Annotated in this window: 2 protein-coding genes; one reads left to right on the top strand and one right to left on the bottom strand. The window is 74.4% G+C overall.

Features of this window, described 5'->3' with window-relative positions; all coding sequences use genetic code 11:
* Nucleotides 1–4562: beta-ketoacyl synthase N-terminal-like domain-containing protein (locus AXW62_RS38805; protein WP_159061087.1), on the bottom strand; the 4562-nt coding region annotated here is incomplete at its 3' end.
* A 356-nt stretch (nucleotides 4563–4918) separates the two neighbouring features.
* On the opposite strand from AXW62_RS38805, the gene AXW62_RS38800 reads away from it, so the two are divergent.
* Nucleotides 4919–5596, top strand: a complete 678-nt coding sequence (locus tag AXW62_RS38800) for an O-methyltransferase (protein ID WP_060948471.1) — start codon at nucleotides 4919–4921, stop codon at nucleotides 5594–5596.
* Nucleotides 5597–6053 lie beyond the last annotated feature (457 nt).

The raw sequence follows: 6053 nt of genomic DNA, 5'->3' as shown, positions 1-6053 counted from the left end.
TCCTCCGGCGTGGTCGCCATCTCCGGCGCCTGCTCCAGGATCACATGCGCGTTCGTCCCACTGACGCCGAAGGAGGAGACCCCGGCCCGGCGGGCGTGTCCGGTCTCCGGCCAGGGCCGTGCCTCGGTGAGCAACGACACCGCACCCTGCGACCAGTCCACCTTGGTGGTGGGCTGATCCGCGTACAGCGTCCTGGGCAGTACGCCGCGTCGCATCGCCAGCACCATCTTGATGACACCGGCCACGCCCGCCGCCGCCTGCGCATGCCCGATGTTCGACTTCAACGACCCCAGCCACAGCGGGTTTTCGGCGGCGCGCTCCTGGCCGTAGGTGGCCAGCAGGGCCTGGGCCTCGATGGGGTCGCCGAGCGCGGTGCCGGTGCCGTGCGCCTCGACCGCGTCCACATCGGCCGGTGACAGTCCGGCGTTCGCCAGAGCCTGCCGGATCACCCGTTCCTGGGAGGGGCCGTTGGGGGCGGTCAGGCCGTTGCTCGCCCCGTCCTGGTTCACCGCCGTGCCCCGGATCACGGCCAGCACCTCGTGGCCGTTGCGGCGGGCGTCCGACAGCCGCTCCAGCAGCACCAGCCCGACGCCCTCGGACCAGTTGGTGCCGTCCGCGCCCTCGCCGAAGGACTTGCAGCGCCCGTCCCGGGCCAGCCCCCGCTGCCGGGAGAACTCGATGAACGACGTGGGCCGGCTCATCACCGCGACGCCCCCGGCGAGGGCCAGCGAGCACTCGCCCGTACGCACCGCCTGTACCGCCAGGTGCAGCGCCACCAGCGACGACGAGCAGGCCGTGTCCACGGTGACCGCGGGCCCGGTCAGGCCCAGCGTGTAGGCCACCCGCCCGGAGACGACGCTTCCGGCGCTGCCCACGCCGAGGTGTCCCTCCAGGCCCTCCGCCGCGGCCCCGGCGTCGGTCCCGTAGTCGTGGTACATCACTCCGCTGAACACGCCGACGTCGGTGCCGTGCAGCGAACTCGGGTCGATGCCGGCGTTCTCGAACGTCTCCCACGCGGTTTCCAGCAGCAGCCGCTGCTGCGGGTCCATCGCCAGCGCCTCGCGGGGCGAGATGCCGAAGAAGGCGGCGTCGAACCCGCCCGCGTCGGTGAGGAAACCGCCCTCGCGCACATAGGACGTGCCCACGGCGTCCGGATCGGAGTCGAACAGCCCGGCCAGGTCCCAGCCCCGGTCCTCGGGGAACCCGGTGATCGCGTCCCGGCCGTCGGCCACCAGTCGCCACAGGTCCTCGGGCGTGGCGACCTCGCCCGGGAGGTGGCAGCCCATGGCCACGATGGCCACCGGCTCGTCGGACACCCCGCGCGCCCGCACCGGCGCCCGCTCGGCCCGCGTCCCGGTGACCTCCCGCACCAGGTGCTCCGCCAGCGCGTCGGGGGTCGGATGGTCGAAGACCACCGTGGCGGCGAGCCGGGCCCCGGTGGCCGCGTTCAGCCGGTTCCGCAGCGCCACCGCGGTCAGCGAGGTGAAGCCGAACGCGCTGAACGCCTGGTGGGGGTCGATCTCCTCGGCCGAGCCCAGCCCCAGTACAGCCGTGGCGTGTTCGCGCACCAGTGCCAGCGCCGTGTGGCGGCGGCCGGAGTCGTTCTCGGTGGCCAGCCGCCGCCGGAACTCCGCGACGGCGGGCTCGTCCGCCGTGGGTGCGCCGGCCGGCGCGTCCACCAGCTGGCGCAGTACCGCGGGCACCGGCTCGCCGCCCCGCAGTCCGGTGGCGCTCGGCCTGAGCAGCACCAGCGGGCCCTGGTCGGCGGTCAGTGCCGCGTCGAACATGGCCAGCGCCTCGGACAGGGGAACGGCTTCGGCCACCGGCGCCGTGCCGCCCTCGCCCGGCAGCGGACCCCAGGCCAGCGCCAGCCCGCCCAGCCCGGCCGCCCGGCGCCGCCGCACCAGGGCCTCGGCGAACTGGCCGGACGCCGCCCGGTCCGGGCGGCCCGGCGAGCCCAGTACCCCCGCGGCGGAGGTGACGACGGCGAACAGCGCCGGGGCGGCCCCCCGGGTCCGCTCGTCCAGATGCGTCAGGCTCCGCAGCGCCGCGTCCAGCGACCGTTCCGGGACCGGCTCCTCGATGTGCACCGCGGCGGTCACCGGCCGGTCCTGTGCGGCCAGCACCGAGTCCAGCGCCGCCCGGTCGGCCGGGTCGCACACGGCCATCGAGACCTGGGCCCCGGCCCGCGCCAGCTCGGTCCGCAGCGCGGCCGCGGCCTCTTCCGGCAGACCGTTCGTGCTGAGCAGCAGCAGGTGCCGGGCGCCGTACGCGGTCACCAGATGGCGGGCCAGCGCGGTGCCACGGGCGGTGTCGCCACCGGTGATGACGGCCAGTCCGTCCGGGTCCAGGGCCGGGGCGGGCTCCGGTTCCGCGGGGACCGAGACCCGGGTCAGACGCGGCACCAGCAGCACTCCGGTGCGCACCGCGGCCTGGTCGTGCCCGTCCTCGACGGCGCGCGGCAGCGCGGCCTCCCGGCCGTCCTCCCCGTCCAGGTCCACCAGCGTCAGCCGGCCGGGATACGCGGCCTGCACCGACCGCACCACACCCCACAGCGCCGCCGCCGGCGGCTCCGGTGCCTCCTCCGCGGAGCCGGTGGCCACCGCACCCGTGGTGGCCACCACGATCCGCGCCCCGGCCAGCCGGTCGTCGGCCAGCCAGGCGCTCAGCCGGGCCGCCAGCCGGTCGGCGTGGTCACCGGCCGTGCCCCCGGCGTCCTGGGGAAGGTCCGGCGCCGTGCCCCCGGCGTCCTGTGGAAGGTCCGCCGTCGTGTCCCCGGCCGCCTCGGCAGAGCCCGCCACGGGCGCCACTACGATCACATCCGGGGCCGGGCCGCCGTCCTCCAGCGGGTCGGCCACCACCCGCGCGTCCACCCCGGCGGCCCGCAGCCCCGCCGCGAGGCCGAGTCCGTCGCCGTCCGCCAGCGCCCAGGTTCCGGTCCCGGCCGGGGCGTCCGGCAGCGCGGACTGCGGAACCCAGTCCAGCCGCAGCAGCGCGTCGTACTGGCCGCTTCCGGCGGCCCGCAGCCGTGCGGGCAGCTCCAGCAGCACATGCCGGGTGATCTTCCCCGACGCGGTGCGCGGCACCCGCGCGATCTCGTAGATCTCCTCCGGGACCTTGAAGTACGACAGCCGTTCGCGGCACGTGGCCAGCAGCTCCGACGGGTCGAAACCGTCCGGGCCGGGCACCACGAAGGCCACCGGCACCTCGCCGAGCACCCCGTGCGGCTTGCCCACCACGGCCACGTCCGCCACCCCGGGCACGGTGCGCAGCACCGCCTCGACCTCACCGGGGTGGATGTTCTCCCCGGCGCGGATGATGAGTTCCTTGATCCGGCCGGTCACCGTGCAGAACCCGGCCTCGTCGCGGCGGCCGAGGTCCCCGGTGCGGTACCAGCCGTCGCGCAGCGCCGCGGCCGTCGCCTCCGGCTGGTTGTGGTACCCGGCCATGATGTTCGGCCCGGACACCCAGAACTCGCCCTCCTGCCCGGCCGGAACGTCGAGCCCGGTGTCCGGGTCCACCAGCCGCACCGTGAGCCCCGGCACCGGCAGCCCGCACGAACCCTCGACGCGCGGTCCGGTGGGCCAGTTCACCGCGATCGCGCCGCAGGTCTCGGTGGAGCCGTAGGCGTCGATGAGCGGCACCCCGAAGGTGCTCTCGAACGACCTGACCAGCTCGGCGGTGGCCACCGCCCCGCCCACGAGCGCGGCCCGCAGCTGCGGTGCGGCGAAGTCGTGCTCCCGCGCCGCCTCGATCAGGTGGTGATGGAGCGTCGGCACTCCGGCGACGAGGGTCGACCGGTCCTCGCGCAGCGCTTCCAGCACATCGGACGGGGAGACCCCGTCCACGATGCGGGTGCTGGCCCCGACGGCGGTCGTCGCCAGCAGGCAGACGATGTGCGAAAGGCTGTGGAACAGCGGGAGCGGCCACAGCACGCGGTCCTCGGCGGTCATCCCCGTCGCGGGTACGTAGCAGGCGGCCAGGGACCACAGGCAGCTGCGCTGAGTGGACAGCACACCCTTCGGCAGGCCCGTGGTGCCCGAGGTGTAGAGCATCCAGGCGACCTCGTCCAGCCCCAGGCCGTCCCGGGCCGGCAGGTCAGGTTCGGTGGCCGGCAGCGGCTCGAAGGCGACGAACCCGTCCGGCAGCGGGCCGTCCCCGGTCACCACCACCCTCAGCTCCGGGAACCGCTCCCGCAGCCGGTCGAACCGGTCGGCGTGGGCGACATCGGTGAGCACCAGCCGGGCGCCGCTGTCGGCGAGCAGATAGGAGAGTTCGGCGTCCGTGGAACGCGGATTGACCGGTACGGCGATGGCGTCCGCGCGCAGTACGCCGAAGTAACTCTCGATCATCTCGACGCGGTTGCCCAAGCAGATCATCGCGCGGTCGCCGGGGTGCAGCCGCAGCCCGGCGAGATGGCCCGCCAGCCGCCGGGTGCGGCGCTCGAGTTCGCGGTGGCTGACCGTGCGGTGGCCGTCGGAACAGGCCGGCTTGTCACCGAAGCGATCCGCGTTGGCCCGGAGCAGTTCGGGCACCGGCCGGATCAGGTCAGTCCGTAGCATGCCGCCACACCTCTCGGTTAAGCAGGCGCGCGGGAGGGGCGACCGGCCTGCGCGGGATCGACCCCTGCGCGGGACAGCCGCGCTCCGGTTGCGCGGCCTATGGGAAAGAAGGCCCGGGAGAGAAAGCACGAACGAGCTCAAAGGAGCTCGCTGCCGTCGGTGTGATTCTTGTTCCGGTTGCGCGCGGGCCGTCCCCTAAACATCCCCCTCATTCCCCCTGACCGAGGCCACCGTCACGGACCGCGCCGGTGTGACGGGCGCGGTCAGGGGGAGCCAGGGGGATGTTTAGGGGGCGGCCGGAACGCCGCCGGAACAAGAATCGGTCCGGTGACCGCACCGACCCCGGAGGAGATCGCATGCCGTCCACACTGCACACCGAGCCCGTGGCGACCGTCCTGGACGGGCTGCTGGAGGCCGAGCGGGAAGGCGACGCACGCGCCTTCGCCGAGACCGGCGTGACCGATCCCAAGTCCGCCTGGGCCGAACTGGACGCCGGACAGATGGCCGAGACGTTCAAGGACGCCTCCATGTCGGTGTCCAAGGAGGGCGGTGAGCTGCTCTACCTGCTTACCCGCGCGACCGGTGCGCGGACCGTCGTCGAGTACGGGACCTCTTTCGGCGTGTCCACCCTCTACCTGGCCAGCGCGGTGCGGGACAACGGCGGCGGGCAGGTGATCGGCACCGAGCTGCAGGCGGACAAGGTGGCCAAGGCGACGGAGGCCATCGCCGCCGCCGGTCTCTCCGACATCGCGAGCGTGCGCGGCGGCGACGCCCGGGAAACGCTGCGGGACCTGCCCGGACCGGTGGACCTCCTGCTGATGGACGGCTGGCCGAACCTCAACCGGCAGGTGCTCCAGCTGGTGGAGCCCCGGCTGCGCAAGGGCGCGCTGGTGCTGGTGGACGACATGGACATGGAGTTCGGCTTCGACATACACCGTGAGATGCGGGAGTACCTGGCCGACCCGGCGAACGGCTACCTCTCGCTGCGCCTGGGCGTCGCCCACGGAATCCTGGCGGGCGTGCGGCTCGGTTAGGGCGTGTTTCGGTCCCGCCTGCCCCGCGACGCCTGGCACGCGCGCTCGCTGCGTTGTCGGGATCGTCCGAGTAGGCCCGCCCCCAGACTCCGTCCGGGAGGTGCCCCCGCGAGGACGACCCTCCGCCTTGCGATCGCACGCGCCCCCAGCTACCGCTGGGAGGTGCCCCCTGACGCCGCGGGGCCCGCCCTCCGGGCGGACGGCGCTACGTTCGAAACACGCCCCAGTGCCGCGTCGGTCAGGGTGTGCCCGGTGGCGAGGCGTCCTGGTGCGTGCGGTCGCGAGGCGGCCGGAAGCCCTCGCCGTGCGCCCGCTCGGGTGTCCGGCCGACGCGGCGAGCGCGGGTGCCGGAGCGGTGAGCGGGGCGAACCTTGGCTGATACGGCACTGAGCACTCACCCAGGACGGGGCCCGGCGCGTGGCGGGGCCTCGTGCTGGCGGCGCGCCGGGCCGTGGAT

Origin of the sequence: Streptomyces hygroscopicus subsp. hygroscopicus (assembly GCF_001553455.1) — a bacterium.
GTDB lineage: Bacteria > Actinomycetota > Actinomycetes > Streptomycetales > Streptomycetaceae > Streptomyces > Streptomyces hygroscopicus.
Note: the sequence above shows the minus strand (reverse complement) of the source record. Positions and strands in the feature narration are given on the sequence as shown.